Origin of the sequence: Grimontia sedimenti (assembly GCF_011045095.1) — a bacterium.
In the GTDB taxonomy this organism is placed as follows: Bacteria; Pseudomonadota; Gammaproteobacteria; order Enterobacterales; family Vibrionaceae; genus Enterovibrio; species Enterovibrio sedimenti.
In genome coordinates, this window is the sequence record NZ_JAALDL010000011.1 from 123,416 (window position 1) to 148,208 (window position 24,793).

Genomic DNA, 24,793 nt, shown 5'->3' on the forward strand with positions numbered 1-24,793 from the left:
GTGCCATGAATAAGAATATCAGTCTGTTAGCGTTAATGGCCCTTCTGAGCGCATGTGGTGGCGGTGGTGATGGAAGCGGTAGTTCAAATGTGTCTTCAACCGTTACCGCTGATGAGTCTGCACCGGAAAGTAATGTTGAAGTATCGAGTCTGTCAGAGTTTGAAATAATGGTTGATACCTCTGGTGGCGAAGCAAACATTCCGGAGACCGTCACCAGTTCAGCATCGAGTTTTAACGAAACAGTTGTGCCTGATGGTTTCTCATATAGCCCTGTGTTGGAGCAGAGTTTTGTCGTCGACATCAGCGGCTATTCAACATCACCCGGTGTAGTGTCGATATACAGCGAGTTTTCTGCGAATGACAACGGAACCTACACGGCGGCCTACAACAGTCGAATGGCTTTCTCTTCCTTGGAATCAGGAGAAGCGATTGTCGATTTTGTTTCTTCAGAATCTCACTATTACGTGCTTGCTGAGGTGTGGTTTACTGATGGAACGCCGCCTGTCCAGAAAAGGATTCCGAACACAGAAACGAGCTGGGTCTGGTAAGCAGTGTAAATTTGAAAGCGACGCTACCAAAAAACAGCCCAGACACTTGTCTGGGCTGTTTTTTAAAAGGCAAATTTAAACGTTACAGAAACAGTTCCAGCGTAATCTCATCGATGTACTTGCCGCCAATTTTCGCATGATTTTTCGCGCGTCCTGACACTTCAAAGCCATGTTTCAAATAAACGTGCAGCGCGGTTTCATTATCAGCTCGGACTTGGGCTACCAGCTTTTCAAAGCCACGTGAGCGCGCGATATCGAGCGTGGAAGCAAACAGCGACGTTGCAATGCCTTGACGATGATGTTTTTCATCGACATAGGTGGTGATAATGCCGACATGGTCCAGTGCGCGTGAATAACTCGCGTATGGCTCAACGGTTTGGTAGCCAAGAACGGTTTTCGAGTCATGGTCTTCAGCAACCAAAAACACGCCGTTTACCGGGAAGTATTGGATGAAGAAACTCTGGTCTGACACCGAAAAAGCAGAGTCGAGAATCACGTATCGACCGCTTTCGATAATGGGGTTGACGATATCGGTGATGCTTTTGGCATCTGAAGCTAGCGCAGTTCTTGTTATTAGATTCATATTTCTTTGTTTTTCTGACAGTAAACAAGCAAAGGGTGTAGGCGAAGCGTAGCGTAAAATCGTCACGTTTCGCCAGATAAAATATAGGGCTGCTTCTAATCCTGTTCCAGAAAGCGTCTCACTGTTTTTAAGTCCTCAATCATTGGCATTTCAATACTCAGGGAACTGCTGAAACACCAAGGGTAAGGCAGCTCGCCTATCCCATCGAGCAAGTGATCTTTATTCGAATAGTGAATGGCAGCCATGTAGTCAATGGTGATGGTGAGCTTGTCCACTTTCGGATCTTTTGCCGAGATAGAAGAATCATCGTTGAACAGCCAGTCGTAATAGCCACAACCTATGCGCAGAGTGCCATTGTCCTTTTCTGTCATCACGACGAGCCACTTACAGGTGAGAAGAGTGTCATCCCTGACAATGGAGTCCGACAAGCAGAAGGTATAAACGTTCTCAAAACGCTGGTTGAACTGGGAGGACAGCACATGGCTGATTGCTTCAACGCCAACCACATCTGAGGGAAACGAAATACTGTCGGTGTTGACCTTCATTTCCAGCAGCGATGCTTCTGTAAACACTTTGGTGAGCAGGTGTGGCTTGTTGTTATCTTTGGCTGAGATATACCGATTAATCGCCTTGAGGAAAGGGCGCACATCATCCGGCCGCGCATTCGTGGTCTTGTCGATGTGCACCATTTTCCCCTGAGATGAACTCATCCGAAAATGACCCGGTTGAAGAGCCTTCTTTCCACTTCGGCATCCGCAACATCCATGGGGGAGAAGGTAACAATCTGCCCGGGTTGGCGCTGCGAAAGTTGGCCGGCACCTAAACTGCTCAAACAGCCTATTTTTGGGTAGCCACCAATGGTTTGCCTGTCCTTCATCAGTACGATCGGTTGGCCATCATTCGGAATTTGAATCGCACCAAAGGCGATACCTTCTGAGATGATGCCATCGAGACTGCTTTTCACTGGTGCGCCAGATAAGCGATAACCCATGCGGTCGATGTTCTGGCTGACTTCATACTCACTGGTGAAAAACGTCATCTGTTCATCATGGCTGAATGACGCATGCTGATAGGACGGCATTACCCCGAGTTCGAGCGGCGCATCGTAGTCGGGAATCGCCCATTTAGGCGTGCGCTGTTCGGTGAACTCAGTCGTTGCGGTGAAGGGCAGAATATCCCCCGTTTTCAGGGCATCACCAAGACCGGTTAAACCGCCCAGTTGCTCCCTTTTCACTGTGGAGCAGCTGCCCAGCTTGGGCTCACATTCAAAGCCGCCAGCCACGGAGAGATAGGCCCGCAGTCCGCTTTTGGGTGCACCAAACGCCAGGACATCACCGGGCTTTACTGCATAGGTGCGCCAGGGTTGAATAGCTTTGTCGTTTAAGGTGGCTGAAAGATCTGCGCCTGCAATAGCAAGGGTTGTGGCGGCATTTACCTGCAGCTGCAGTTGGCCGAAGGTGATTTCGAGCTGCGTTGCATCTGGTTTATTTCCCAGTAGACGGTTTGCCCAGTAAAAAGCGTGCTCATCCATTGGGCCTCCAGTGGTGATGCCCAAATGCTGGAAGCCGATGCGGCCACTGTCTTGCAGCAGGGTAAGCATGCCAGGGTTCAGTACTTCAAAGCTCATAACACGCCGCCTTGCTTCAAAAACTCGTCCTTATCGATAGGGCAGAACCTTACCTTGTTGCCGACATTGACTTTGGCCAATGATTCGCTGTCCCAGTCCACCATATTCAATGGTGTACGGCCGATAATTTGCCAGCCACCCGGTGTGCTGCTTGGATAAATGGCTGTTTGGTTGTCTGCCAGCCCTACACTGCCCGTTGGTACTTTGAGGCGTGGTGTGGATTTACGCGGCATGACTATCGCGTCATCCAAACTGCCAAGATAAGCAAAACCGGGGCTAAAGCCGATGGCATAAACGCGGTATTCCTTCTCGCTATGTAGTTTGATGACAGACTCACTGTCTAGGCCGGTTTTGTCACACACATCCGACATATCCAGCGCGACTTCCTCACCGTAGTAGACAGGAATCTCAACTACCTGATTGTCGTTGTTATTGGTGACGGCGTCAGTGTTGGATTCTAGCGCCAGCCGAATGCGTTTTATGATGTCAAAACGATCCGTTCTGTTTAAGTCAAAGCCAATCAACATTGAGTTGTAGGAGGGGATGATGTCTGTGACTAAATCCCCCAGACTTTCCCGAACCTGAAAGATGGCGCGGTTGACGTCAGCGGCGATAGCATCATCAATTCTGTCCCCAAAATACACAATCAATGTCTGTTCATTGACTGCCTCAATTCGCGCCATTTGCCCTCCACTGTTTCAATGCTTGGGCTACCGCCGAAGCGTGGGGACCATCTCCGTGAATGCAGAGCGTATCTGCATCCACCTTGAGTGTTTTTCCACTCAGAGTTGTGACAGAACCTTGTTCAACAATCTGCTGTACCTGCTTGATAATGGCATCAGCACTACCATGAACCGCACCTTCAATACGGCGGTCGACGAGGAACCCTTCATCGTCATAAGCGCGGTCAGAAAAAGCTTCAAACATCACGTCAATGCCGACGTCTGCGGCTAAATCGAGAATAGGTTGGCGCTTAGGAATTGCCATCACCACCAAGGGACAACCCGGTGCAGCAGCTTTTACCGCAAGCATTACCGTCTTCAGCACTGCCATGTCTTTCATCATGGTGTTGTAGAGCGCGCCATGGGGTTTTACATAATCGACAATGGCTTTTTGTTGACGGCAAATACCTTTCAGCGCACCGATTTGATAGCCAAGCCAGGCAAAAAGCTCTTCTTCTGTACAATCAAATTTGCGGCGGCCGAATCCCATCAAATCTGGGTAGCCAGGGTGGGCGCCAATGGTGACGCCATGTTCAAGGGCTAAGGCGACGGTCTTTTGCATCGTGACTGGATCCGAGGCATGGAAGCCACAGGCGATGCTTGCCATATCAATGCAGGGCATCACTTCAGCGTCTTTCCCCATGGTCCAGGCACCGAAGCTTTCTCCCATGTCGCAATTTAATTTCATCTCAACTCACTCCTTGTTGCTCTGCTTTCTTTAGAAGCAGTTTGTCCTGCTAGCGCTGACTCATGGTAGTCGGCAGATAGGTCACGATTTCCGGGAAGGCGGTAATCAACACTAACCCTAAAAGGATCAGCATAAAAAACGGAAACGCAGCGCGTGCGACATACAGAATGTTTTTGCCCGTGAGTGCCTGAATAACAAACAGGTTGAAACCGACGGGCGGGGTGATTTGCGACAGCTCCACCACCAGAACGATGAAGATACCGAACCACAGTAAATCAATGCCTGCCTGCTGCACCATGGGCAATACCACTGCAACGGTCAGAACCACCACAGAAATACCATCCAGGAAACAGCCCAGCACCACAAATAAGATGGTGAGGTAAAGCAGGAGTTCAAACGGCGACAGCGACATCGCAGCAATCCACTCCGCTAACGCGCGGGGAATGCCGAGAAATCCCATTGCCAGTGTAAGAAAATGCGCGCCCACGAGAATAAAGCCAATCATACAGGCACTTTTCACGGCACCCAGTAAACTGTCGATAAAACTCTGGCGACTCAACGAGCCGGTAAGGGCGGCCAAAACCATGGCGCCAAACACGCCAAGCGCTGCTGCTTCTGTCGGTGTAGTGAAACCGCCGTAGATCGACCCCAAAACAAAGGAAATAAGGGCGACTATCGGGAGCAGCTTTTTCAGCGCTTTGAATCTAACTTGCCAATTAACATCGTTACTCGAGTGCTGAGGCACTTCATTTTTATTCATCAATGCCCAGATGGTGGTGTAACCCACAAACAGGAGCATCAACATGATGCCGGGTAGGGCTCCGGCGATAAACAAGCGGCCGATGGAGACTTCCGCGGCCACCCCATACACAATCAAAATGATGGAAGGTGGAATAAGAAGACCTAGAGTACCTGAACCTGCCAGCGTGCCGACGGCCATTTTCTCGCTGTAGCCCTGTGCTTTCAGCTCGGGCAGGGTCATGCGTCCAATGGTAGCCGCAGTGGCGGCGGATGAGCCTGATACCGCAGCGAATATGCCGCAGCTCAACACATTCACATGTAGCAGTTTGCCGGGAAAACTGCTCAGCCAAGGCGAAAGACCTTTAAACAGATCTTCCGAGAGGCGGGTTCGGAACAGAAGCTCACCCATCCAGATAAACATTGGTAGGGCTGTCAGCGACCAACTGGTGCTCGCTCCCCAGCTTGAAGAACCAAACAGCAGGCCGATTTGTTCGTTGCCCGTCATGTACAGACCCATGACACCGACACCAATTAAGGCAAGGGATACCCATAAACCAGCGGCTAAAAACAGCAGCATGGAGATGGCAAGAATAAATGAGATTAAGGTCATGTCCGTCATTTTGCGCGCTCCTTGCTGCTTACCTGCGGAGCTGATGCTTCGTCAGGGCTTTCAATCAGTTCGAGCGAAACGTCTTCACCTTCCAACTGCTTGTAATGGGGGGTAATACCGCGAATGTTGTCAATCAGGCTATCCAGCACAGCGAGATTGAATGCAATCATGCCGACCGCGAGTGGCACTTGTGGAATCCACAGAGGAATCGGAATGTAACCGTGGGTGACTTCTTCAAAGTCATAGGATTCCCAGACCATGTAAGTGCAGTAATAGCTACAGAAACAAAGCAGTAAAAACGCAAGGGTTAGGACCAGAGTCTCCAGAGGGCGTTGCAGCGATTCTGGCAACCTTTGAATAGCAAGGTTAACGCGGATATGACCACCTTCACGAAAGGTATAGGCAAGGCCAAAGAAGGTTGAGGCAGCCAAAGCGTAACCGGAGAAATCTTCTGCCGACGGGACAATAAAGCCCATCATACGGCCAATAATTTGGGCGAGGATGATCAGCATGATCAACACAATAAAGAAGCCGGATAAACCACCCGACAGCAGGTACAGAGCTCGTTTCATAATAATGCTTCCAGACAGGCGTAGCTCAGGGTATTAAAGCCCTCCCCAAGTCCGTTTCCAGGGGAGGGTACGTCGTAGTAAGTAACTACTTACTTAGTTTTTATAGGCTTTCAAAACAGGCGCTAGCGCTTGTGAGTTTTCTGCTTCCCACTCTTCTGTCATGGTCACGCCAATCGCCTGAAGCTCGTTTAGCAATTGCTCGGAAGGTTTCGATACCACAATGCCGTTGTCTGCGAGTGTTTTGGTGTCTTTGGCTTCTTGATCTAAAACCTCTGCCCAGCCACGTGCTTCGGCTGCTGCTGCTGCATCCAAAATGGCTTTCTGAGCGTCTTTGTCCAAACGCTTAAATGCGCGCTTGTTCACGACGACAAAGTTCTTTGGAATCCAGGCTTTGATCTCGGTGAAGTGGCTCAGGTAATCCCATGCCTGACCGTTTGCGCCAGTCGATGGTGAAGTCACCATCGCATCGATAATGCCAGTGCTAAATGCCTGTGGAATATCCGGCACCTGAACCGTGGTGGGTGTGGTGTCCATCAGATCAGCAAGACGGGATGTAGATGGGCTATAAGCGCGCATCTTGGTGCCTTTAATGTCAGCCAGCGAGTTCACCGGCTTTTTAGTGTAAAGGCTTTGTGCAGGCCATGGCACGGTGTAGAGCAGGATCATGCCTTCTTTACTGAGTTGCTTTTCAATCTCTGGTTTAGCGGCTTCCCACAGTTTCTGGGCTTGCTCATAGTCAGTGGCGAGGAAAGGAATGTTGTCGTGCTTAAAAATAGGGTGGGTATTACCCATGATGCCAATGAAGACTTCGCCAAGCTGCACTTGTCCTGTGCGCACCGCGCGAGGGATTTCAGGGTGCTTCATCAGAGATGCGCCCGAGTGAACTTTGATATCGACCTCTCCATCTGTGGACTCTTTGATTTGCTCAGCAAAGTCATAGGCGATTTTGGTCGGCAAGTTAGCATCACCGTAAGGTGTCGGCATATGCCATTGCGCAGCGAGTGCAGAAGGCACAGAAAGTGCAGCGAGAGACACTGCCATGGCTGGCAGCAGGTTTTTCAACAACTTCATCGGAAGTCTCCTTTTCACTAGTGTCCTATTAATATTTATAAAACTGAGAGTTGTTCGTTACTGACATCCGTCACCAGCATTTTGCCGGGCGCATGAGTAATAGCGATAGGGGGTTTGGCGTTAGCAATCGCTAATTGTGGTGTCACGCCACACGCCCAGAAAACAGGAATTTCACCGTCTTTGATGGGTACTGCGTCACCAAAATCCGGGTTGGAGAGATCTTCAATACCAATATCAGCCGGATTCCCAAAATGCACAGGCGCACCGTGAGATTTAGGGAAACGGGATGTGATCTGAATAGCGCGGATGGCATCCGCTGGCTTAAACGGGCGCATGGAGACCACCATGTTGCCGTTGAAGTATTGGCTTGGCACTGTCGGTAAATTGGTGCGGTACATCGACACATTCGATTGGCAATCAATATTACGAAGGGACAGGCCAGCACGAATCAGGGCATCTTCAAACGAGAATGAGCAACCCAATACAAAGGTCACCATATCTCCCAACCAGAGATCTTTAATATCGTGTGTTTTCTCTGCTAACTCGCCGTTTCTGAAGATGTGGTATTCCGGCACATCTGAGCGGATGTCTATGTTCTCGCCAAGTAAATCAATCAATGGCTCGCCAGGAGCCGATACTGAAAGTAGCGGGCAAGCGACGGGGTTTTTCTGGCAGTACACCAAAAAATCATCCGCCCAAGTCTTAGGCAGGATGACTACATTTCCTTGAGCCAAACCCGGAGCAAATCCGCTGGTGGGGCCAATAAACTTGCCGTCTCGTGCCAGCATTCTTAGTTCGCGGGCCTGCATTAATGCAGCTTCATAGTGATTAGACGACAGAGGGGCTTCCTGTCCTGCAAGTTGACTCATGGCTTTCCTTCGCCTCGTTGAATGCATGTTGTGTTAACTAAATGTTGCAGGTTGGTGTCATTTCGTCCAATTATAGTTTTTTACCTTTTCCGATAAATAAAATTAATGTCCTGCTTTCCCCGCCACTTCCACCGCCAGTTTTGCTGCTTCTTCCGCCGCGCCATTCATTGGGGCATGTAGATAAGAAGCGGTGAAGCCGAGCGGAGAGGGCCCCCATCCGCAATCAACAAGTAGCAGATTTCCCGTTTCAATTTCAGGAGCGGCAATGACAGTCGGTAGGGTCGCCAGACCCAATCCGTCTCTGGTCATCCGCAAACAGGCAGAAAGAGAACTTGAGGTAAAGAAGCGGGCGTTGGCGGCGTCAGCCTGAGCAAACTGTTCTTTAATTTCGCCGAAGGGCTGTGTATTGCGTGCGTAAGTAATGATGGGGAAGTCGGCCAGTTCAGCCAGTGTCATTTTGTGATTAGAAAGCCCCAACGACGGGCTTCCCACCCATACCAGCGGATAGCGGCAAAGCGGCATATTTTGGACGGAAGGCTCCGAAATCGGTCCCATCAGGAAGGCCAAATCCAGCGTTCTATCCAATAAGTCATGACGGAGGTTCGACGTCACATCCACCGTGATGTCGATATCCAGCCGCGGAAACTTATCGTTAAAGCTCCGAAGAAACTCCGTCAGCCAGGTGTGCACGACGGTTTCAGAAATTCCCAGTCTCAAGGTTCCCGTAAACAGTGCATTGTTTTCAGCCCGCTTTTGAAATTGTTCCGCCGTAAGTAGCATTTTCTCAGCGTAGGGCAGCAGTTCGCGGCCTTTGGCGGTCAGGGTAATGGGCGAGGCTTCGCGGTCAAACAGAATAACGCCCAACTCTTTTTCCAGGCTTGCAATGCGCGACGAGATGGCAGGCTGGGTCGTGAACTGTTGTTCAGCGGCTTTGCGAAAACTGCGAAGGGTGGCGACGAGTACAAAGGTTTCAATGCGTTTCAGGTTCATGAGGAGTTCTACAAACTGCGTGTATCTGAAAAGATAGAGCAAAATCTTAAGGTTTCAATTTCGTGGGTAGATTATGGGAGGTGGGGATAGGCAACAGTTGCCACAGCGCGCTTGAGGTGGATTTGGGGCGGAAAGTGCAGAAAAGATCATCGCTGCACTAGGCAGCGATGTTCCGATCGGGTTTGTAAACTTCAGCGAAAAGGAGCTGAAAAAGCTGGGGGAAAATGCTTAGTTAGCTTTCAGGGTTCTGTTCTGCACTGATCTCGGCATAGGTGTGTAGTAATTCTGTCAGGGTATTCACCCAGCCAAACACATCTCTCGGTGCGTTTTTCAGCAGTTTCTCAACTTCTTCACAATGCCTTTCCAACGTAATGGCTTGCTCCAAACGAAAAGAGATGGCGTAGAAATGCCAAAGGAGCAATCGCGTCATTCTTTCGCTGTTCTGCTTTGCATGTTCTGAATCGTCAAAAGCTTGTTGAGTTTCATTCAGTGCGATTGCAGTCATTCGCAACATGGCATCAAGACGTGCTGACAATAAACGTTCTTCACTGTCTATTTCTTCCTGATCAAATGTGAAGATTTCAGTCATCACATCTTCTGGCACCATACGGCTAATCATTCGGGCGCTGAATTCTTCCAGCTCATGACGTGGCATGGTGACAAGGCATTCGAAGGTGTAGTCACGAGACATAAGGGCACTCTAATTCGTTACAAATTCTCAAGCCCGTATTCTATACCCAAATGACCTGAAGATGCTCGAATTGAAGCCTTCCCTCAGGGTGAGTTGACTGGTGCTGTACTCTTTATGTTTTTTGGGTTTAGGTGACGAACACGAATGAATCCTGGAGCAACGAACTCTGACTTGCGGGATGAACAAAATGCTTTGGTGTCGATTGAGGCTTCATTTTGATTCCTCAAATTAATGATCTTCCTTCCAATATTGATATGAATGTTAGTCTTTTAAAGACGAAGATGTCCCTCAATAATTTTCATCTTTCGTTTTATTAGTATCAGTTAAATTAAAATCTTTAATTGAAATGATTGAATTTTCCCGCAGTAAGATGGAGATGTTTGACATATCTTGATAGCGACATCATTTATGACAGCAACCGCTTTCTTGTGTTTAAAATGTCTGTTTAAATGTATGTCTATGGTTTATGAGTTAAGAGTCTCATACATTATTTCTCGAGCTTTTATCTCATGTGCTCGAAACGTATTATTAGAGATCTGATTTTATATATGTAAATTGATTCATATGATTAAGTCATATGTCTCTAAAATGGTTCAATGATGACGATATGAAACCATTTGATACGAAGTGATATGGATGTAAACTTACTCGTCTGCGGAAAAATAATTTTACAAACATGGGGTTAGGTGATTTTATTGTAATTACTCCCAAAAAGGAGACAATTTTTTCAAACGCTTCTGGCACAAAGCTGATATGTTTTCTATTAATTATTAATCGTTGATTTGGTTTGATTTGGTGATTTTCTATCAAGTTAATTTCATATCAATGATTAGATTTATCACTCTTCTAAGAATAAAAAATATAGAGAAGAGAAGAGGTCTGTGTGTCAATTTTAATTACCATAAAACGCAGATCTTTTAGTCAACAACAAGATTGAAGTATTCTTGGCACTAATAGGACATTGGGTTGGTGGGAGAGTGAAAAATACTAAACATGTTGCAGTCATAGATGACTCCGAGTCCGTGTTGTTGTTGATTCAAAAAATGCTTAACTGCTTGGGTTATGAAAAAGTCAGCTGTTTTTCATGCCCACAAACAGCATTAGATGAAATAAACATCGGAAAGACACACTATGACGTGGTCTTTACTAATTTAGGGATGCCAGATATTGATGGTATGTGCGTTATCCGTGAATTAGGGAAGATGAACTTCCGAGGTGCGGTATGCATTATTTCCGATTTGGAAAACCGCGTTACCGAATTGGCTGCGGAAATCGCTAAGCTTCAGTGGGTCTATCTACTGGGTAGCATTTCAAAGCCAATCACCCTTGATGCCTTGGAAAACACACTGAACAAACTGCCAAAGCCGCATGAAATGCAGTTTCAACAAAATTCTGCAATGGCGCGTGAAGCCCTGATCAAGTACCTGATCAATGGCAGTGTGGTGCCTTATTACCAGCCGAAAGTGAATCCCGTCACTCGTTGCGTTGAAAGTGTTGAGGTATTAGCACGCATTCTGGACGCTGACAGTGGAGGGGTGATTTTACCTGGATGTTTTCTGTCTACGGCAGTTCAGCATGACTTAGTCGACTTACTGACAACGACGATTGCGGAAAAAACAGCGTCTGACATGGAAACCTTGTCGGCGATTTTCGGGCAGGAAGTGACTGTTAGCATCAACTTATCTGCGGAGCAGTTGGACGATCTGAGTATTCCCAACCGTTTGGATGCGCTGTTTAAAGAAAAGAATGTATTACGACAGCGAATCACGTTGGAAATCACCGAAGAGTCGGCGTTGAATTCCCCGGAACAACTGGAGTCCTTGAATCGTTTGCGGATGCAGGGTTTCGGTGTTTCGCTTGATGATTTTGGGACGGGCTTTGCCAACTTTCGACATCTTCGTCACTTACCTTTTACAGAAGTGAAGGTTGATCGCTCACTGATTAGCAAGATCCACACAGATCACTTTGGTCAGGCTATCGTCCGTTCTCTGGCGGATTTCTCTCTGGAATCCGAATGCAAAGTGGTTGCCGAAGGCGTGGAGTTGGATGAGGAGTTGGAATACCTGACATCCAATTACCCAAATATGCTGATACAAGGCTTTCTTATCTGTCATCCCAAGCCCATAGAGGAGTTGGAGGCTTGGTATGTAAAGTGGGAAGCGCAGTGTGAACTTAGCGATAAAGTGAAGTCCTAGCCTAGGTGGAAAGTTCACCTAGGGTAGGTCAGCGCTCAATTCCTTCTCACACTGTGCACAATTTGTTCTGACTTTAAATGAGCACTACGGGTTTTAATAACACTGATTTCTTCCGGGCTTAATCCGAAATCCTTAAGGAGGTAGTCCGGATAGCTTGCGAGTGAATCGCGAAGCTTTTCCCTTTGATGTATGAGCCGAAGTGCCCGATACCTCGCCATCACGCTTTCGACCAATTTCCAGATCATTCGGCTGAGTTCAATACGCGTCTCTTGATTCTGCTCAAAAGGCGCGACCAACAAAGTATGGCTTTTCTTTTCTGATATCCTCATTTGCCTCTCCTCCAGTTTTTCTCTCTGTTGACTAAGATATGCTTAAGTTGAAACCAATCTTGGGCTACTACTTCTGCTACAACAAACGAGGTTTCCTGCTTCATGGATAAGGAAAACTAAATCATGGAAGTTCAATTTCCCCCGTTGAACGCGCTGAGAGCTTTTGAAAGTACAGCTCGGCACCTCAGTATTAAGCAGGCTGCGAAAGAGCTGCATGTCACGCCAGCTGCCGTTAGTCAGCAAATTAAAACCCTGGAAAGCTATCTAGAGGTTGAGTTGTTTGAGCGCAAGGTGCGCTCAATTTCACTTACCGAAGTGGGTGAACAGCTTTATCCGTTTATGGAAGAAGGGTTCGCCAAACTCGAGGAGGGAATTCGGCAACTGCATCGGCATCGTCACAGCAACGAGCTGGTGGTAAGTGTATCCCCTACATTTGCCGCAAAGTGGTTGCTGCCAAGATTAGGGAGCTTTTACCAGCAGTATCCGGCGTATCGCTTGCGTGTAGATGCCAGCGAATCGCTGGTGAATTTCAGACAGGATGGCGTTGATATTGCGCTTCGCTATGGTGGTGGCAATTACACTGGTGTGCACTGTGAGGTACTGATTCCAGAAGAAGTGGTGCCAGTATGTAGCCCCGCGTTGCTGGAAGGTAAACATGCTTTGCGTTCGCCAGAAGACCTGAAGCACCACATGTTATTACGCTCTGATTGGCAAACCACGCAGGCGCAGGCACCTTGCTGGGGAATGTGGTTGTGCGCGGCGGGTGTTGAGCATTTAGATGCCAATTCCGGGCATCAGTTTTCAAGCGAAGCGCTCGCCATGCAGGCGGCGATAGAAGGGCAAGGCGTGGCTCTCACTTCCACTGCACTGGCGGACTTGGATGTGAAAGCAGGGCGTTTGGTGTATCCCTTTGGTCGTGAGCACAACCAGAAAGTGGCATTTGGATACTACTTTGTCTGCCCGGAATCTCACCTCAGGATTAAAAAGGTTCAGGCATTCCACCGTTGGATAACGTCAGAGCTCAGTGCTGAATAAGAAAGCGTTAGACAGTAAAAACGGCCCCTGAGGGCCGTTTTGCTTTTTGATGTGAACTATCAGGTAATGTCGATCACGTAAAATCGAACATGTCCGCAGACATGCGGTCCACGTCGACGTTTTCCAGCGTGATCGTCGCAGCACCATCATTAACGGAAATCACGGTATCAGCGCCGCTTTGCCAGTACAGAAGTGCATCGGCACCACTGGCGAGTGAGCTGTCAATCTGGATGCTATCTTCACGCAGATTAAAGTCGGTGATGGTGTCAGAACCAGACTCGCTGTCGAAGAAGAATACGTCAGCATTCTTGCCGCCTGTGAGGGTATCAAATCCAGCGCCGCCAGATAAGAAGTCCTCTCCGTCTTGGCCTTTAAGCTCATCGTTTCCTTCATCGCCATAGAGCTTATCATCGCCCTGGTTGCCTTCCAGACGGTCATTGCCTGTGCCACCGTGAAGCTCATCGTCATAACCATTTCCTTCAATGGACATGGTGTCATAGCCAAAGCCAAGCTCTATAGAGGCAGCATTGCCATCGGCATCAACCAGGAAGTAGCTGCCGTCTTCTGTCTGAACGATAACAGGTGGTGTATTGTCATTCTGAATGCCAGTGACATTAAGTTGGTGAATCAACTTACCATCTCCATCGATGGTGTAGAGGTCAACACCTTCGGTTGCATTTGGCATGACAAACACTGGCTCGCCATCCACATAACCTGCCGAGGACATGTAAGCGCCACCACCAGAGATGGTGTCAGTGAGGTTGAGCGTGCCTTCTTCGCTGACAGAAAATACAGATGCGTAGTCCGCGCCGCTACCAGAGGTAATGGCGTAGGTAGCACCATCTGACGTTTGGTAGAAGTTCACGGAGTTGCCACCACCTTCAGTGACCGTTTGGGTATCTACCAGCGTCAGGTCGCCGGTAACGCGATTAACGTCATACAGGTTGACGCTGCCATTGGCGCTGGAAACTACGTAAGTTTGTGAGCCGATGGAAACGATATCGATACCGGAAACCAGATCGCCCGCCTCAACGGTTTTACCTGTTTCGGCGATTTTCCCGGTTTCAGAGTCGTAGGTCAGAATATCAATGCGGTCATTCTGAGAGCGGGTGACATACAGATATTCAGTGCCGTCGTTTGCTTCAAATACCACGTTTTCCCGCACGATACCGCCACGTAACCAGGTTTGCGAGCCGCCAAAATAGGACAGGCCGCCATCCAGAGACAGCTTACCGTCGTCTGAAATATGCCAGGTTGTGATTGAGCCACTGTTCTGTGAAGTGAGGAACAGGGTGGCTTGTCCATCGACATACGCCATGTTGGAATGTGTCAGGCCGTTACCCATTGAGCCCACGGACAAACCGGCATCTTGGACTTGTGCGGTAATGTCACCCTGCGAGGTGGTAGTGACAGTCTTGGTGCTGTTGTCGAACACCATGCGATCGGTTTCTGTCAGTGTGCCATCATTTTCCACACGGGAGAGAATAGCTGCACCGCTGTATCCCCATACGGTTGTCAGAACATAAGGCACACCGTCAATGTCGATCGTGGTGGTGGTCCAGCCGGAGTTAGCATCATTGGTGACCACATCGCCTTGCTGGAAAAGACCAATTTCAGAGGCTGAGCCATTGTCACCACGCAAAACATCATTGCCAGCACCACCTTCCAGTAAATCATTACCGTCTCCACCGAACAGCAAGTCATTGCGTGGTTCGCTGAAGAAATCGTCAACCGCTAATTTTACCGAAGAGGCATTGCCGTCTGCATCGACAAGGTAATAGCTGCCATCAACTGTCTGGACAATCACGGGTGGCGTGTTGTCATTTTGAAGATCCGTGATGGTCGTGCGCAGCTCAAGCAGGCCGTTTGCATCAATAGTGAAGAGATCCACACCTTCGGTCGCATTTGGCATCACAAACACAGGCTGGCCTTCCACATAGCCTGCGGTCGACATATACGCGCCGCCACCATCGACAGTGTCAGTCAGCGTCAGTGAACCATCAGCACCCAATTCAAAGACCGAGGCATAATCACCACCAGAACTTGAGGTAATGGCATACGTGGTGCCATCTGAGGTTTGATAAAAGTTAACAGAGTTACCGCTGCCGTTAGTGACGGCCTCGGTATCAATCGCGGTCAAGTCGCCTGTCGTTTCATTGACTGAGTAGAGATGAACGCTGGCATTGCCACTCGCGACGGCAAATGTCTGGCCGTAAGCCTCGATGATATCGATGCTTGAGGTGATATCACCAGCTACAACCGATTTGCCGGTCTCTGCCATTACACCGGTTTCCGGATCGTAGGTCAGGATATCGACACGATCCTGGAAAGGACGGGTGACATAGACATATTCGCTACCGTCGTTGGCTTCAAACACCACGTTTTCACGGATGATGCCGTCACGTAGCCAGGTTTGCGAACCGCCGAATTCTGACAAGCCACCTTCCAAAGAGAGAGTACCGTCTGGAGAGATTTCAAACGTGGTGATAGAGCCGCTGTTCTGGGATGTCAGGAACAGGGTTGCTTTTCCATCAACAAACGAAATATTGGAGTGGTGGAGACCATTACCGAGTGCGTTAACCGACAGGCCTGCATCAGCCATGTCAGCGGTAATGTCGCCGCTGGAAGAGATAGACGCTGTTTTGGTGCTGTTATCAAAGGTGATGCGATCGGTTTCTGTTAGGGTGCCATCTGTTTCTACGCGGGAAATGATGGTGGTACCGCTATAGCCGAACTGTGTGGTCACCACATAAGGCACGCCGTCGATAGTGACAGTCGTGGTGGTCCACCCGGTGTTTGCTGCACTTTCAATGGCTGGACCATCGGCTTTCAGTTGGACACCGTTGCTACCGCTTGAACCTTGGCCGACTTCAGGGTAGTTGCCATCATCACCCACGAGGTGATCATTGCCTTCATTTCCCCAAAGCACGTCGTTGCCTGTGTCACCATTTAGGATGTCATTTCCTTCGTTGCCGAAAAGCACATCATTGCCTGTGCCACCGTGAAGTGTGTCGTTACCTTCGCCACCTCTTAAACGGTCATTCCCTTCTTCGCCATACAGGACGTCTATCCCTTCACCGCCGTAGAGGAAATCATTGCCTCGACCGCCGTAAAGGAAATCATCGCCTGTATTGCCTTCGACGCGATCATCGCCATCATCGCCGTAGAGAAAATCGTTGCCAAACCCCCCGCGTACCCAGTCATTACCGGCATCGCCATGGACGATATCGTCATCGTCTCCACCGATGACCGTATCATCGCCATCGCCACCGTAAACGTAGTCGGTGTTGCCATCCGCCTGGATAAAATCATTACCGCCGTAACCGTAGATCGTGTCTACATCATTGGTTCCGCGCAGGTTATCGTCTTCTTCTGTCCCATTGATAATGTTTGCCACGTCATAGTCTCCCTTTTGAGCATGTCTTGTTATTGTTTTGTGCTGGTTTATTCAGCTGTGAAATATAAAGGTCAAAAACCGCACAGGGAATGTGTCTAAGTCTTATCAATAAGACAATGTTGTCAGTTGCATATAAGGAGTTTTAGGGAAGTATGAAGGATGAAAATTTGCCACCAAATAGCCATGCTAAAAGTAGGGCTGCAACTGACTGTATCTAATGATCATTACGCTATTTGTAACATTCATTACTGAATTTTTATTCGCCATTTTGAATGGGGATGAAAAAAGCATGAGATTTAAAATATAAACGTTAACGTTTTCTGTTGTCTTCAACCTTGTAAAACAGCAGGTTTAGTTAGGTTTTTGGCGCAGTATTCGGGCATTAATATGAAGATGTCTGATTATTAATACTTTAAATAACAGAAGATTAAGGCGGCCAATTGAACGCCGCCTTGAATGGCGTGTTTACTAAAGAATATGGGAAATAAATCCTATTCAAGAGGGATATAAATATCCGTTAGCAGCTCAGTTTGTGGTACTGAATGAACATCATTGAGATACTCTTCATAGGCCGGTTGGTTGCCCACACGCTCAGTGGAATTTGGTAACCATTCAGAAAATAACCAGCGATAGGCCGCATCCATATTTGCGTATGGGCCTTTGTAGCGCATTACCGCACATTTACCTGCTTGAATGTCAAAACGCTTCAATCCCTCTTCTATAGGGAACTCATCTGGATTCGCTACTGTGATACAAGCCAGAGAGCGCAACTCGTCGGTAGGCACAGTATCCGGGTCATCAAAATACACGCCGAAGAAACGGGTGCTTGGATCAAAGAGGTTGCGGGTCGCCAGCCAGCCCTGCAGCTTCTCGAATTGCTGTCCAACCTTCATGTAATCGCCGTGGTGTTCGAATCCGATAAGTGTCAGTGCTTCACTGTCTCTTACTGTGATCTCTTGCATGGGGTAGTCCTCGTTTTTCCGTATTGGTTGCGAAAATTGAACATGGTCACCCTCACGCCTGAAGCGTGCAGGTGGCATGCCAAAGGTCTCACTGAAAACACGGGTGAAGCTTTGCACAGAGTTGTATCTCGCGAGGCGGCCAATCGCTTCAATGCTCATGTCCGTCTTAATTAATCTATCCGCCGCATAGTGAAGGCGTATCCAACGAATCGAGTCCGTCAGACTACTGCCGTAAATCCCGCGATAGACTCGGTGCAGGTGGTAAGGCGAAATCAACGCAACCTCAGCGAGCCTATCCATATCGAGATCACCTTCCAGGTTTTCGTAGATGTAATCCGATAGTACAGAAAGCCTTTTCTGGTAGTGCTCGGCAGTTGATTGGCGTTTCATTGCTGTTTCTCCCTTGTTTCCATCCCTACAAGTTATCAGCGGGCTTTTTAACAAATCCTGCGCATTTTTTATTCGAAAACTAACCCTCTGAATAGTAACGCATGATGTGCCCAACCTGAGAGAACGCGGTCTGCATGTTGTGTAATTGTTCGATTTATCACTAAAGCGAATGGTGTGTGGGTCGATACATCATACGGTAAATGATTCATTTCATCGGGAAGGAGAAGCAGCATGTTGAGGAAGCTGACAGTCAGTCAAAAATTGTATTTGGGTTTTGGTGGCATTCTAAGCCTATTAGTTACCATGGTGGCTTTTGTCTGGATAAAACTGGCGTTTCTGCAGGAAGTCGGTATTGAAGTAAGAACCGATGACGTGCCGGAAGCCATTGGCTATTTAGGATTGATTGATGAGGCGGGTGATGTCTACCGCGATTCTATGGGGGTGATAAATGGAGTAACCGGTGCAGCGAAAGATTTAAAGAGCAATACCAAAGAGTATATGGATTTGATTGCTCAAGTACGGTTGCTGGAAACACCGGGGTCGGAAGACTTTCAGAAACTGGCTGAAATTGAAGACCACATGAAGGCCTACCTGACTGCTTTTGAAAACAACATTCTTCCTCGGGTAGGTAATGGCGGTGAAATGGCTGAACTGGTCGAAGAACTTCACGATGTTTATCTGCTCCATTTGTCGCCCATCGAAGACATTCTCGATCAAGTCTCTTCTGAGGAAGTGGCTGAAACTGATAAGGCACTTGGCAGTCTGCTTGAAGCCTATGAAGTGATGCGAATGACTCTGCTTTCTCTCGCAGTGGTGGCTATTTTGCTCTCCTGCGGCATCGCTTATTTGCTCTCCACCTCGATTACACGTCGTCTGACAATCTTGAATCAAGCGGCCCAGCGTATCGCCAATGGAGAGCTTTCCAATGAGTCGATTGAAGATAAGTCTGGTGATGAACTCGCCAGTCTGGCGGTGTCTGTGAATGCCATGCAAGCATCTTTGGTAAGCTTGATTTCATCCATCCGTGGCGTAACGGAAGAGGTGCATTCTTCGGCTAAAGCACTGTCTACCATCAGTCAGGATGTGGTTTCAGGCGCATCGATGCAAGATGAAAAAGCGACCTTGATTGCGACTGCGTCTGAAGAGCTCAGCCTGACCATTTCTGAAGTAGCGAATCAGGGCACAGCGACCTTTGATGAAGCCAAACGCTCAGAGGAAGCAGCGCATGAAGGCCGTCGCGTGATTGGTGAGATGGTAAACAGTATTCAGCAGGTGTCTGTGCAAATGCAGGAAATGTCGGTATCGATGCGTGAGCTGGGCAGCCACAGTGAAGAAATTGGCAATGTGATCAAAGTGATTCAGGGGATTGCTGAACAAACCAATCTGCTTGCACTGAATGCGGCAATCGAGGCTGCGCGTGCGGGCGAGTTTGGGCGTGGGTTTGCCGTTGTAGCAGATGAAGTTCGTGCACTGGCGGAGCGTACTACGCAGGCGACGCAGGAAGTCTCTACTATCATCCAATCGATCCAGACGGGCACACAAAATGCCGTCACCAGTACCGAAGAGAACTGTGGTTTGGTTGAGATTGGTGTGAACCACAGCGAGAGCGCTGTGAAAGCGCTGGATGACATCTTCAATGGCGCGGCATCCGTGCAAAGCATGATAAGCACGATTGCGACAGCAGCGGATGAGCAAACATCCGTGACCCGAGAAATCGCCTCAGATATTACCGCTATCAGCGATATTTCTTCTAAGTCGCTGGGTAGTGCTCAGCAAAGTGCCGATCGCATTGCCTCGCTCGACAGAAAAGTGGATGAGCTTGATGCACTGATTGGCAAGTTTAAAGTGTGTTAAGTCTTCACGCTTGAAGACATTGGCCGCCAGCTTGGGCGGCTTTTTTATTTGCATGTTGATTGGTGAATGATTTCCATCACCGCTTCGAACCGCTTCGGCAAATCACGATGTTTCTTCTTCGAAATAAACAGGGATTGCGAAACCGGTGACTCGAGCGGGAGCGACGTAAGCTGTTCTTTTTGCTCAAATCGACTCATGACGCTTTCTGGCAACACGGTAAAACCAATGCCTTTTGATACGGGCAAAAGGATCTGCCCCAGTTGGTTGACGTAACCGCGATGATTTAAGGAATCGACGCCACGGTATTCTTCGGGGAAGTTACTTCCAAGCACCAAATCAGCATAGTGCCTTCCATCAGGGTGATGGATGTAGCCCAGCGAGGCAAGGGTATGGAAGTCGCCTTGGGGAATATCAGCGATGGAAGGCACGATCACACAAAGTGCTTCTTCACCGAGTAAGGTTTCTTCAAAAGCAGGGTGATCGAACTTTTGGGTAGTGATGCCAATATCGGTTTGGTTATCCATCAGCATCTGACGAATTCTGTCTGCGGGCGCGGCTTCAAGCTGCACCGATAAACCGGAGTGTTCGGCTTGAAGGCTCAACAAAGACGGATACAGCTTCATCGCCATTGCTCCGGAACAGGCAATGCGGATGGCCCCTTGATGGGGAGCATCATCTTTCATTCTCGCCAGAAAGTCTGCCTGCTGCTGCTTTTGCTCGGCGATAAAGGTATTCAGCATGATGCCTTCACGTGTCAGTTCGAACTGCTTTCCTTCACGGTATATGAGGGTTTCCCCCAACTCGTCTTCCAGCTTTTTCACATGCTGACTGACGCCGGGTTGCGTCATGTAGAGCCGTTCAGCGGTTTTGGTAAAGCTGCCGGTTTCAACCAGCGTGGCGAAGGTGTTGAGCCATTTAGGGTTCAGCATATGGAAATGAATAACAGAATATTATGGATTCAATAATAATCGATAATTTTTCAATGAAAAAGGTGGTGGGTAAACTTCTCTTCATCCGATAACGCATTGAGAGATTTTAACCATGACAACGCCATATCCACGTAACTTTTCACACATTGGTATTTCCGTTCCTGACTTGGATGCAGCGGTGAAGTTTTACACCGAAGTACTGGGTTGGTACCTCATCATGGAGCCGACTGAGATTGTTGAAGACGATTCTGCCATCGGTGAAATGTGTACTGACGTATTCGGTGCCGGCTGGGAACGCTTCCGCATCGCGCACCTTTCTACTGGTGACCGCATTGGTGTTGAGTTGTTTGAATTCAAGAATCAGGAAAACCCAGAGAACAACTTCGAATACTGGAAAACCGGCATCTTCCACTTCTGTGTGCAGGACCCGGATGTGGAAGGTTTGGCAGAAAAAATTGTCGCGGCAGGTGGCAAGAAGCGCATGAAAGCGCCACGTTTCTACTACCCAGGTGAGAAGCCTTACCGCATGATCTACATGGAAGATCCGTTCGGTAACATCCTTGAGATCTACAGTCACTCTTACGAACTGCATTACGCGGCGGGTGCTTACAAGTAAGCGTCTACACTCCCTCCTCTTTTAAGGGGAGGGCTTGCTCCTGAACGTCAGAATTTCCCATAAAAATACTCAACCAGAAAATCAATCAAAGCGCGCACAGGCCTTGAAAGATGCTTGCGTGATGCGTACAGCAGATAGATGGTCAGGGTGTTCAATTCCCATTCCGGCAATACCTCTTCCAACTCGCCTTTTTCCAGCATTTCCTCTACCAGATACGTCGGCTGCATGGAAATTCCCATTCCTGCTAATGAGCCATGAAGCAACACTGTTGCCTCGTTGCCAGTGATCGGACAGTTCACTTCAATGGTTTGTTTATCATGACCTTTGGTGAGATGCCACTCGTGCCGGCCAAAGTTCTTATAGCCCAGGCATTCGTGCGCCTTGAGATCTTCCGGCACCAAGATAGGCGGCCGCGATTTCAGGTAAGCAGTAGAGGCAACCAAGGTTGATTCACAGGGCGCAAGCGGTCGGCCAATCAGCGCAGGATCAGGATTGCTGGCGGTGCGAATAGCGAGATCAACACGTTCGGCGACCAGATCAACCGCTCTGTCCTGTGCGTCGATATCAATGGTGACACCAGGGTGACGCTCCCGAAACTCGTGCAGTGCTGGCATCAGCAGGGAAAAACCAAACGACATACTGGTGCTGATGCGGATAAATCCACTCAGCGCTTCGCCGGGCATCAAGCTTTCTTCCAAGTGCAGCGCCTGCTCCACCCATCGCTGCATATCTGGCAGCACTTGCTTACCCATATTGGTAAGTGACACTTTGCGGGTAGTGCGGTTTAACAGCCTCGCTCCAAGCCAATTTTCCATAGCTTCCACATAGCGCGTCACCATAGGTCGGGACATCGCTAATCTGTCAGCTGTGGCGGTGAAACTTTCCGTTTGCGCCACATCGAGAAGCACCCTTGCGGCAGTCAACTTATCCATAAGTTCAGTTTTAATTAGATCGATTAAAGAAATAATGATGCAAAGAATAGGCGCTATTTCCGAGCATATCCAATCGTTATGCTTCTTCCCAAACCCAAATAACGAGGAAGTACAACAATGAAAACAACCATTGCTTTAGCGCTCTCTTTCGCTCTGACTGCCCCAGTAATGGCGGAGACTACACCACTGACATTTGACGTTTACTACGGAGACGACAACAGCTTCAACGTGACTTCTACCGTCGTTGCAGGTGAAAAAGAAGTGATGGTGATCGACACAGGTTTTACCCGTGCGGATGCTTTGCAAATCGCCGCCAAAGTATTGGACTCCGGCAAAGAGTTGAAAACCATTTACATCAGTCAGGCGGATCCGGATTACTACTTCGGCGCTTCACAGCTACTTGAAATCTTCCCACATGCGAATGTGCTGACCACGCAGGCAGTACGTGACGCTATCGTGAAAAAGCTGGAAACCAAGATCAGTTTCTGGGGCCCCAAAATGGGTTCGAATGCCCCGAAGCAACCACGTGTACCGGATGTATTTAACGGCACAGAGCTAAAAGTCGATGATGCAGTTATCGAAATCAAAGGCACAGAAGGCGTGCTGGCGCATCGTCCGTACCTCTGGATCCCTTCAGAAAAAGCCATTCTGGGTAACGTCGGTATTGTTGAAGGTATGCACGTTTGGATGGCAGACACCCAAACCGATGAAGAAGTGACCGCTTGGTTGGATCAACTCAAAGAAATGCAATCGCTAAAACCTGAGCTGGTGATCCCGGGTCACATGAAAACCGAAGGCAAACTGGATCCTTCAACCATTGATTACACAGCCACTTGGATTGAGCGTTTTGCAGACGCGAAAGCCAAGAATGAAAACAGCAAAGGCGTGATTGATACTATGGTGGGTTACTACCCGAAACTGGGTGCCACCTTCACGCTGGAGCTTGGCGCGCAGGTGCACGAAGGTGAAACCCAGTGGTGATGTGCTAACAAGCAGCGCTTAAAACGGTGACTCTGGCTGTCACCGTTTTTGTTTAGCCCATGTTTGATTGCGAAAGCTGGAACTGCGATATCAGGGTGTCGATGACCAAACGAATTCGCGCCGGTGTAAATTCTGAGAAAGCGTGAATGGCGTGAACATCACGTTGTTGTTCTGGCTCAGGCTCTGCTCCTGAAACCAACGCCAGCAATCCTTGTTTACAACAAGATTGGGCAAAAAGATCAGGCAGCAATACACGTCCCAATCCCTGCTTTGCCATTTCTGCAGCGGTAAGGATATTGTTTACACGCAGCACGTTGGCGTGCTCTGCGGTTTGCCATGGCAGCAGAATCTGGTCATCTGAATCTTCCGGCAATTCAGGTGACTGATACCAGCATTGGTGAAAGCGCCCGAGTAATCTGGCTTTCAAATTGCTATCTGGGAGATTACCCACACGAATCGCCACATCGATATTCTCCTGGAGCAGATCCTGGATGGTATCCGTCACGACAAGTTCGATATCCAGTTCAGGATGTTCGCACCTTAAGGTTTTAATCGTAGGGACAACCAATACCGATGCCAGGGCTGTTGGGCAGGAAATTCGGACTCTTCCTTTTATGCCCGCTTGGGTTGAAGAAATATCTTCTTGGGCTTTTTCCAGCAAATTTTCCATTGCTACGGCATGTTCAAAAAAGCGCTCGCCGGAATCTGTCATCCGCAGCGTGCGGGTGGTGCGATGCAACAACAGGGTGTTTAGTGACTTCTCCAATCCACTGATTTGCTGACTGAGCCAAGAGCGGGTAATGCCCAGTTGTTCTGCGGCCTGAGTAAAACTGCCTGCCCTAACCAAGGCGACGTAAAGCTGCATTTGGTAGCTAATATGTTTAGTTTCCATAAACAGTGTTTTCTATTGTGCGATATATATCTAACAATAATGCGTAGGTACTCTTTGCTCAACCCAAATAAAGCGATGTGGAGTGAAGGATGAAAAAGCAATTAATGGCAGTGGCAATCGCGACTCAAATGGTATTCGCAGGTGCAGCTTATGCGGGTCCGATTGAAGAGGCGCAAGAAGCATCGAAACAGTGGATCGCTGCATTCAATAAAGGTGACTACAAATATCTGGGTGATGCTTACACCATGGAATCGACCATGATTTCCCACCCGTTTGGTGTGTATCATGGCCGCCCGGCGGCAACGGCATTCTGGAAGCAATTGATCAGTGATGGTGCGACAGATTTGGTTTACATAGAACCAAAATTTACAGAGCTGGATGACAAAACTGTGGTGATGGAATCCCGCTGGAAAATGAATATCGGCGAAGGCCATATCACGCTGGAGAAGTGGGTGAAAGAAGCTGATGGCGTTTGGCGTCTGGAGCTTGATGATTTCACCGTTGAAAAGCGTGACTAACAAGCATCAATTCGATATATAAAGGGACGCTGATGCGTCCCTTTTTCTTTA

Annotated in this window: 24 protein-coding genes and 1 pseudogene; 8 read left to right on the plus strand and 17 right to left on the minus strand. The window is 48.5% G+C overall.

Features of this window, described 5'->3' with window-relative positions; all coding sequences use genetic code 11:
- Nucleotides 1-5: 5 nt before the first annotated feature.
- Nucleotides 6-548 carry a hypothetical protein gene (locus G5S52_RS15080; RefSeq protein ID WP_165015340.1) on the plus strand — a complete coding sequence of 181 codons (543 nt, stop codon included), beginning with the start codon at nt 6-8 and terminating at the stop codon, nt 546-548.
- Between the two features lie 82 nt (nt 549-630).
- Here the strand turns inward: G5S52_RS15080 and G5S52_RS15085 are convergent, their stop codons facing one another.
- The 10 genes from G5S52_RS15085 to G5S52_RS15130 all read right to left on the minus strand — a co-directional run bounded on the left by G5S52_RS15085 (nt 631) and on the right by G5S52_RS15130 (nt 9,021).
- Nucleotides 631-1,131: a GNAT family N-acetyltransferase gene (locus G5S52_RS15085; RefSeq protein WP_165015343.1), complete on the minus strand. Its 501-nt coding sequence runs from the start codon at nt 1,129-1,131 to the stop codon at nt 631-633.
- Nucleotides 1,132-1,226: 95 nt separating this feature from the next.
- Nucleotides 1,227-1,841: a hypothetical protein gene (locus G5S52_RS15090; protein ID WP_235956282.1), complete on the minus strand. Its 615-nt coding sequence runs from the start codon at nt 1,839-1,841 to the stop codon at nt 1,227-1,229.
- Nucleotides 1,838-2,758 carry a 5-oxoprolinase subunit C family protein gene (locus G5S52_RS15095; protein ID WP_165015346.1) on the minus strand — a complete coding sequence of 307 codons (921 nt, stop codon included), beginning with the start codon at nt 2,756-2,758 and terminating at the stop codon, nt 1,838-1,840. Before G5S52_RS15095 ends, G5S52_RS15090 begins: the two co-directional genes overlap by 4 nt.
- Nucleotides 2,755-3,441 (minus strand): 5-oxoprolinase subunit PxpB, encoded by a 687-nt coding sequence (gene pxpB / locus G5S52_RS15100; protein ID WP_165015349.1) that lies wholly within the window; start codon nt 3,439-3,441, stop codon nt 2,755-2,757. Before pxpB ends, G5S52_RS15095 begins: the two co-directional genes overlap by 4 nt.
- On the minus strand, nt 3,428-4,168 hold the full coding sequence (locus G5S52_RS15105; protein WP_165015352.1) for a 5-oxoprolinase subunit PxpA: 741 nt from the start codon (nt 4,166-4,168) through the stop codon (nt 3,428-3,430). The genes pxpB and G5S52_RS15105 overlap by 14 nt, the downstream gene beginning before the upstream one ends.
- Nucleotides 4,169-4,217: 49 nt before the next feature.
- The gene (locus G5S52_RS15110) at nt 4,218-5,528 is read right to left on the minus strand and encodes a TRAP transporter large permease (protein WP_046303681.1); all 1,311 of its coding nucleotides are present in this window, start codon (nt 5,526-5,528) and stop codon (nt 4,218-4,220) included.
- Nucleotides 5,525-6,091: a TRAP transporter small permease gene (locus G5S52_RS15115; RefSeq protein WP_165015355.1), complete on the minus strand. Its 567-nt coding sequence runs from the start codon at nt 6,089-6,091 to the stop codon at nt 5,525-5,527. Before G5S52_RS15115 ends, G5S52_RS15110 begins: the two co-directional genes overlap by 4 nt.
- 93 nt (nt 6,092-6,184) lie before the next feature.
- Nucleotides 6,185-7,162, minus strand: coding sequence for a TRAP transporter substrate-binding protein (locus tag G5S52_RS15120; RefSeq protein ID WP_165015358.1), 978 nt, complete (start codon nt 7,160-7,162; stop codon nt 6,185-6,187).
- Between the two features lie 35 nt (nt 7,163-7,197).
- Complete coding sequence (locus G5S52_RS15125; RefSeq protein WP_205743928.1) at nt 7,198-7,971, minus strand: putative hydro-lyase; 774 nt, start codon at nt 7,969-7,971, stop codon at nt 7,198-7,200.
- 162 nt (nt 7,972-8,133) lie between these two features.
- Nucleotides 8,134-9,021 (minus strand): LysR family transcriptional regulator, encoded by an 888-nt coding sequence (locus tag G5S52_RS15130; protein WP_165015364.1) that lies wholly within the window; start codon nt 9,019-9,021, stop codon nt 8,134-8,136.
- A gap of 127 nt (nt 9,022-9,148) precedes the next feature.
- Here G5S52_RS15130 and G5S52_RS23995 point away from each other — a divergent pair.
- Nucleotides 9,149-9,253, plus strand: a pseudogene (locus tag G5S52_RS23995) (DUF6506 family protein); the annotation flags it as partial.
- Here G5S52_RS23995 and G5S52_RS15135 read toward each other — a convergent pair.
- Nucleotides 9,254-9,712, minus strand: a complete 459-nt coding sequence (locus G5S52_RS15135; protein ID WP_165015367.1) for an exoribonuclease R — start codon at nt 9,710-9,712, stop codon at nt 9,254-9,256.
- 977 nt (nt 9,713-10,689) lie between these two features.
- Here G5S52_RS15135 and G5S52_RS15140 point away from each other — a divergent pair.
- A complete protein-coding gene (locus tag G5S52_RS15140; protein ID WP_165015370.1) occupies nt 10,690-11,907 on the plus strand; it encodes an EAL domain-containing response regulator in 1,218 nt (405 codons plus the stop codon).
- A 35-nt stretch (nt 11,908-11,942) separates the two neighbouring features.
- Here the strand turns inward: G5S52_RS15140 and G5S52_RS15145 are convergent, their stop codons facing one another.
- Nucleotides 11,943-12,236, minus strand: coding sequence for a hypothetical protein (locus G5S52_RS15145; protein ID WP_165015372.1), 294 nt, complete (start codon nt 12,234-12,236; stop codon nt 11,943-11,945).
- Between the two features lie 123 nt (nt 12,237-12,359).
- Here G5S52_RS15145 and gcvA point away from each other — a divergent pair, with 123 nt between their 5' ends.
- Nucleotides 12,360-13,271 (plus strand): transcriptional regulator GcvA, encoded by a 912-nt coding sequence (gcvA, locus tag G5S52_RS15150; RefSeq protein ID WP_165015375.1) that lies wholly within the window; start codon nt 12,360-12,362, stop codon nt 13,269-13,271.
- Between the two features lie 73 nt (nt 13,272-13,344).
- Here the strand turns inward: gcvA and G5S52_RS24230 are convergent, their stop codons facing one another.
- Both G5S52_RS24230 and G5S52_RS15160 read right to left on the minus strand, forming a co-directional pair.
- Entirely contained in the window at nt 13,345-16,668 is a 3,324-nt protein-coding gene (locus G5S52_RS24230) for a calcium-binding protein (protein ID WP_165015378.1), read from the minus strand.
- Between the two features lie 491 nt (nt 16,669-17,159).
- Nucleotides 17,160-18,020 (minus strand): AraC family transcriptional regulator, encoded by an 861-nt coding sequence (locus G5S52_RS15160; protein ID WP_165015381.1) that lies wholly within the window; start codon nt 18,018-18,020, stop codon nt 17,160-17,162.
- Nucleotides 18,021-18,251: 231 nt separating this feature from the next.
- On the opposite strand from G5S52_RS15160, the gene G5S52_RS15165 reads away from it, so the two are divergent.
- Entirely contained in the window at nt 18,252-19,874 is a 1,623-nt protein-coding gene (locus G5S52_RS15165; RefSeq protein WP_165015383.1) for a methyl-accepting chemotaxis protein, read from the plus strand.
- Between the two features lie 44 nt (nt 19,875-19,918).
- Here the strand turns inward: G5S52_RS15165 and G5S52_RS15170 are convergent, their stop codons facing one another.
- Nucleotides 19,919-20,803, minus strand: coding sequence for a LysR family transcriptional regulator (locus G5S52_RS15170; RefSeq protein WP_165015385.1), 885 nt, complete (start codon nt 20,801-20,803; stop codon nt 19,919-19,921).
- 112 nt (nt 20,804-20,915) lie between these two features.
- Here G5S52_RS15170 and G5S52_RS15175 point away from each other — a divergent pair, with 112 nt between their 5' ends.
- Nucleotides 20,916-21,419 carry a lactoylglutathione lyase family protein gene (locus tag G5S52_RS15175; RefSeq protein WP_165015388.1) on the plus strand — a complete coding sequence of 168 codons (504 nt, stop codon included), beginning with the start codon at nt 20,916-20,918 and terminating at the stop codon, nt 21,417-21,419.
- A gap of 47 nt (nt 21,420-21,466) precedes the next feature.
- Here the strand turns inward: G5S52_RS15175 and G5S52_RS15180 are convergent, their stop codons facing one another.
- Nucleotides 21,467-22,351, minus strand: coding sequence for a LysR family transcriptional regulator (locus G5S52_RS15180; RefSeq protein ID WP_165015393.1), 885 nt, complete (start codon nt 22,349-22,351; stop codon nt 21,467-21,469).
- 117 nt (nt 22,352-22,468) lie between these two features.
- Here G5S52_RS15180 and G5S52_RS15185 point away from each other — a divergent pair, with 117 nt between their 5' ends.
- Nucleotides 22,469-23,332 carry an MBL fold metallo-hydrolase gene (locus tag G5S52_RS15185; protein ID WP_165015397.1) on the plus strand — a complete coding sequence of 288 codons (864 nt, stop codon included), beginning with the start codon at nt 22,469-22,471 and terminating at the stop codon, nt 23,330-23,332.
- A gap of 52 nt (nt 23,333-23,384) precedes the next feature.
- Here the strand turns inward: G5S52_RS15185 and G5S52_RS15190 are convergent, their stop codons facing one another.
- The gene (locus G5S52_RS15190) at nt 23,385-24,224 is read right to left on the minus strand and encodes a LysR family transcriptional regulator (protein WP_165015400.1); all 840 of its coding nucleotides are present in this window, start codon (nt 24,222-24,224) and stop codon (nt 23,385-23,387) included.
- Nucleotides 24,225-24,313: 89 nt separating this feature from the next.
- On the opposite strand from G5S52_RS15190, the gene G5S52_RS15195 reads away from it, so the two are divergent.
- Nucleotides 24,314-24,742 (plus strand): YybH family protein, encoded by a 429-nt coding sequence (locus G5S52_RS15195; protein ID WP_165015403.1) that lies wholly within the window; start codon nt 24,314-24,316, stop codon nt 24,740-24,742.
- The last annotated feature ends 51 nt before the right edge of the window (nt 24,743-24,793 follow it).

Excerpts from the sequence above, each read along its gene's own strand:
- G5S52_RS15190 (WP_165015400.1), bottom strand. The coding sequence starts at position 24,224 with ATGGAAACTAAACATATTAGCTACCAAATGCAGCTTTACGTCGCCTTG.
- G5S52_RS15080 (WP_165015340.1), top strand. The coding sequence starts at position 6 with ATGAATAAGAATATCAGTCTGTTAGCGTTAATGGCCCTTCTGAGCGCA.
- G5S52_RS15120 (WP_165015358.1), bottom strand. The coding sequence starts at position 7,162 with ATGAAGTTGTTGAAAAACCTGCTGCCAGCCATGGCAGTGTCTCTCGCT.
- gcvA (WP_165015375.1), top strand. The coding sequence starts at position 12,360 with ATGGAAGTTCAATTTCCCCCGTTGAACGCGCTGAGAGCTTTTGAAAGT.
- pxpB (WP_165015349.1), bottom strand. The coding sequence starts at position 3,441 with ATGGCGCGAATTGAGGCAGTCAATGAACAGACATTGATTGTGTATTTT.
- G5S52_RS15110 (WP_046303681.1), bottom strand. The coding sequence starts at position 5,528 with ATGACGGACATGACCTTAATCTCATTTATTCTTGCCATCTCCATGCTG.
- G5S52_RS15160 (WP_165015381.1), bottom strand. The coding sequence starts at position 18,020 with ATGAAACGCCAATCAACTGCCGAGCACTACCAGAAAAGGCTTTCTGTA.
- G5S52_RS15130 (WP_165015364.1), bottom strand. The coding sequence starts at position 9,021 with ATGAACCTGAAACGCATTGAAACCTTTGTACTCGTCGCCACCCTTCGC.
- G5S52_RS15195 (WP_165015403.1), top strand. The coding sequence starts at position 24,314 with ATGAAAAAGCAATTAATGGCAGTGGCAATCGCGACTCAAATGGTATTC.
- G5S52_RS15175 (WP_165015388.1), top strand. The coding sequence starts at position 20,916 with ATGACAACGCCATATCCACGTAACTTTTCACACATTGGTATTTCCGTT.
- G5S52_RS15165 (WP_165015383.1), top strand. The coding sequence starts at position 18,252 with ATGTTGAGGAAGCTGACAGTCAGTCAAAAATTGTATTTGGGTTTTGGT.
- G5S52_RS15115 (WP_165015355.1), bottom strand. The coding sequence starts at position 6,091 with ATGAAACGAGCTCTGTACCTGCTGTCGGGTGGTTTATCCGGCTTCTTT.
- G5S52_RS15180 (WP_165015393.1), bottom strand. The coding sequence starts at position 22,351 with ATGGATAAGTTGACTGCCGCAAGGGTGCTTCTCGATGTGGCGCAAACG.
- G5S52_RS15170 (WP_165015385.1), bottom strand. The coding sequence starts at position 20,803 with ATGCTGAACCCTAAATGGCTCAACACCTTCGCCACGCTGGTTGAAACC.
- G5S52_RS15145 (WP_165015372.1), bottom strand. The coding sequence starts at position 12,236 with ATGAGGATATCAGAAAAGAAAAGCCATACTTTGTTGGTCGCGCCTTTT.
- G5S52_RS15135 (WP_165015367.1), bottom strand. The coding sequence starts at position 9,712 with ATGTCTCGTGACTACACCTTCGAATGCCTTGTCACCATGCCACGTCAT.
- G5S52_RS15095 (WP_165015346.1), bottom strand. The coding sequence starts at position 2,758 with ATGAGCTTTGAAGTACTGAACCCTGGCATGCTTACCCTGCTGCAAGAC.
- G5S52_RS15125 (WP_205743928.1), bottom strand. The coding sequence starts at position 7,971 with ATGCAGGCCCGCGAACTAAGAATGCTGGCACGAGACGGCAAGTTTATT.
- G5S52_RS15085 (WP_165015343.1), bottom strand. The coding sequence starts at position 1,131 with ATGAATCTAATAACAAGAACTGCGCTAGCTTCAGATGCCAAAAGCATC.
- G5S52_RS15185 (WP_165015397.1), top strand. The coding sequence starts at position 22,469 with ATGAAAACAACCATTGCTTTAGCGCTCTCTTTCGCTCTGACTGCCCCA.
- G5S52_RS15105 (WP_165015352.1), bottom strand. The coding sequence starts at position 4,168 with ATGAAATTAAATTGCGACATGGGAGAAAGCTTCGGTGCCTGGACCATG.
- G5S52_RS15090 (WP_235956282.1), bottom strand. The coding sequence starts at position 1,841 with ATGAGTTCATCTCAGGGGAAAATGGTGCACATCGACAAGACCACGAAT.